Genomic DNA, 3029 nt, shown 5'->3' on the forward strand with positions numbered 1-3029 from the left:
TATGCCGATGGAAAAGAAGATAAAAATCTAGAAATCCTGTATTTTCAATATGGTCGTTACTTGCTGATAAGTAGTTCCAGAACCAAAGGTGTTCCTGCCAATTTGCAAGGGCTTTGGAATCCACATTTAAATGCGCCTTGGAGTAGTAATTACACAATGAATATCAATTTGGAAGAGAATTATTGGCTTGCCGAGAATACCAATCTTTCCGAAATGCATTTGCCTCTTTTGAGTTTTATTAAAAATCTTTCAGTTACTGGTAAAGTTACAGCAAAGACTTTTTATGGAGTTGATAAAGGTTGGGCGGCAGCACACAATTCTGATATTTGGGCAATGACCAATCCCGTGGGGCAGTTTGGAAAAGAAGACCCGATGTGGGCTTGTTGGCCAATTGCGGGTGCTTGGTTAAGTACACACATTTGGGAACATTATGTTTTTACTCAAGACAAAAATTATTTGAAAAATGAAGGTTATCCATTGATGAAAGGAGCAGCCGAATTTTGTTTGGATTGGTTGGTTATTGATAAAGACGGAAACTTAATCACTTCGCCATCGACATCACCAGAAAATCAATACATTACTCCCGATGGTTTTGTTGGGGCAACAATGTATGGAGGGACTGCTGATTTGGCAATGATTCGTGAATGTTTCGACAAAACCATTAGAGCATCAAAAGTTTTAAATGTGGATGCCGAATTCAGGTCAAAACTTGAAACGGCACTTTCCAAATTCCATCCTTATCAAATAGGGGAGAAAGGAAATTTACAGGAATGGTATTTTGACTGGAATGACCAAGATCCTAAACACCGTCATCAGTCACATTTGTTTGGACTTTTTCCAGGCGATCATATTACACCATTAAAAACGCCCGAGTTAGCCAATGCTGCCAAAAAAACACTTGAAATAAAAGGTGATGAAACGACAGGATGGTCGAAAGGATGGCGTATTAATCTTTGGGCAAGACTGTGGGACGGAAACCGTGCTTATAAAATGTTTAGAGAGTTACTTCGATACGTTGATCCAGATGGAAAGAAAACGGAAAAACCAAGAAGAGGAGGAGGGACGTACCCTAATTTATTCGATGCACATCCGCCGTTTCAAATAGACGGAAATTTTGGTGGAGCCGCAGCCGTAGCAGAAATGCTAGTTCAGTCGAATGAAAATGAAATCCGATTACTGCCTGCTTTGCCCGATGCATGGGATAGCGGAACTGTAAAAGGAATATGTGCCAGAGGAGGTTTTGAAATTTCAATGGAATGGAACAATAAAACACTACAGAAAGTAACAGTTTTTTCTAAAAATGGAGGAGTAACAACACTCATTAGCGGAGATAAAAAACAAAAAGTCATTTTGAAAAAAGGACAAAAGTTAGAAATAGTTTGGTAATAAAAAAAGGTGCTAATTTAGATAGCACCTTTTTTTATAATTAGAATTATAGAATCAGTTTCCTATTATTTGATCCATGACCCAGCTGGTATGTGCAGCTGTAAATCCGTTGGATGGATGTTTTTGATTCCCTAAAAGTTGTTCTCGTATTCGTTCTACGTGATGCAACTGAATATTTTCAGGATGACTTATTTGGTGTGTTGATTCTCCTTCTGCAGTTTTAAGAATTAATGGTGTGTTTTCGAAAATGGAAAAAGTGATTTTCCCTTTACTGCCATAAATCTCAACAACATCTTCACGTTCAAAAGATCCAAAATTCCAACTTCCACTACCTGTAATTCCAGATTCGTGAAGCCAGTATGCTGACGCAGCATCCTTTGAAGTGTATAATCCTTGTTGATTAAGGCTAATTCCGGAAACTTCTTTTATTGGACCAAAATAATGAATAAACAAATCCAATCCGTGGCTGGCCAAATCGTCAAAATAGCCGCCTGTGGCAATTGTTATGTCTGTTCGCCAGTTGTACTCGCCTGAACGATCTTGGTCACTTGTTGGTTTGCACAAATGCCATCGGATGTGTCTGATATCGCCTATTTTTTTCGTGTCAATCCATTTTTTGATTTGCTCAAATCTTGGTAACGTTCGTCTGTAATAGGCAACGAATAAAGGAATATTTTTCGCTTCAAAAGCTTCGGATATACTAAGGCAATCTTGGTAATTAGGAGCCAAAGGTTTTTCAATACAGCATGGTTTACTAGCAATAGCAACTTTTAAGCCATAATATTTATGGGTATCGGGTGGCGTAGCAATATATATGGCATCAACTTCTGGATCATTGATCAGTTCGTCAGCATCTGTGTAATATTTGTTTATTCCGTGTCTTTTGGCATAATCAGCAGCTTTTTCGGCATCTCTGCGCATTACTGCTTCTATAGTAAATCCTTCCGTTTTTTGGTAAGCAGGGCCGCTTTTTATTTCTGTGACATTGCCGCATCCAATTATACCCCAACGAATCTTTTTCGTGTTTTCACTCATAATCTATTTTAATAGTTTTAGTCACATCCATCAATACTACAGTTATTTTCATCAGTTGTGTTTTGAAGGATGATGTTTGATGAATAGCCACCTTCTTTCCATGTTTTTTCAAGAGTGTTCAAAAAAACCTCTGGTGATTGTGCACCAGAAACTGCGTATTTATTGTCAAATACGAAGAATGGAACTCCTGTTACCCCAATAGCCTGTGCTTCTTCTTGATCTTGATTTACTTCTTTTTTATAACCATCCGAATTTAAAACTAATTCAATTTCCTCTTTTTTTAATCCTACTTCAATTGCGAGTCGTGTTAATGTAGATTTGTCATCTACATCCATTCCTTCTGTAAAATGGGCTTTAAACAAAAGTTCTTCAAAAGCATCTCCAAGATTGTTTTTCTTTGCCAAATGTGATAAACGATGTGCATTCAGTGAATTGGCAAGAATTAGTTTTTCAAAATGATAATCGAGACCCACCGCTTTAGCTTGTTGCGTAACATTGTCATGCATTGCAACAGACCATTCTCTATCGCGATTGTATTTTTTGGCTAGGTAATCTATACTATTGTTTCCAGGTTGAGAGCTTGATGTTGGATCCAATTGAAAACTTTT

At 37.6% G+C, this 3029-nt stretch carries 3 protein-coding genes; 1 reads left to right on the forward strand and 2 read right to left on the reverse strand.

The genetic code is table 11. The features are described 5' to 3' along the window. A partial coding sequence (locus tag VFS71_RS05250; protein ID WP_349256356.1) for a glycosyl hydrolase family 95 catalytic domain-containing protein occupies window positions 1-1386 on the forward strand: 1386 nt, incomplete at its 5' end. A gap of 54 nt (window positions 1387-1440) precedes the next feature. On the opposite strand, the gene VFS71_RS05255 is transcribed toward VFS71_RS05250, so the two are convergent. Continuing rightward, on the reverse strand, window positions 1441-2421 hold the full coding sequence (locus tag VFS71_RS05255; protein ID WP_326399803.1) for a Gfo/Idh/MocA family oxidoreductase: 981 nt from the start codon (window positions 2419-2421) through the stop codon (window positions 1441-1443). A 17-nt stretch (window positions 2422-2438) separates the two neighbouring features. Next, on the reverse strand, window positions 2439-3029 hold a 591-nt coding region (locus VFS71_RS05260; protein ID WP_326399804.1), incomplete at its 5' end, for a DsbA family oxidoreductase.

The organism is Flavobacterium sp., from assembly GCF_035760125.1.
Classification (GTDB): Bacteria; Bacteroidota; Bacteroidia; order Flavobacteriales; family Flavobacteriaceae; genus Flavobacterium.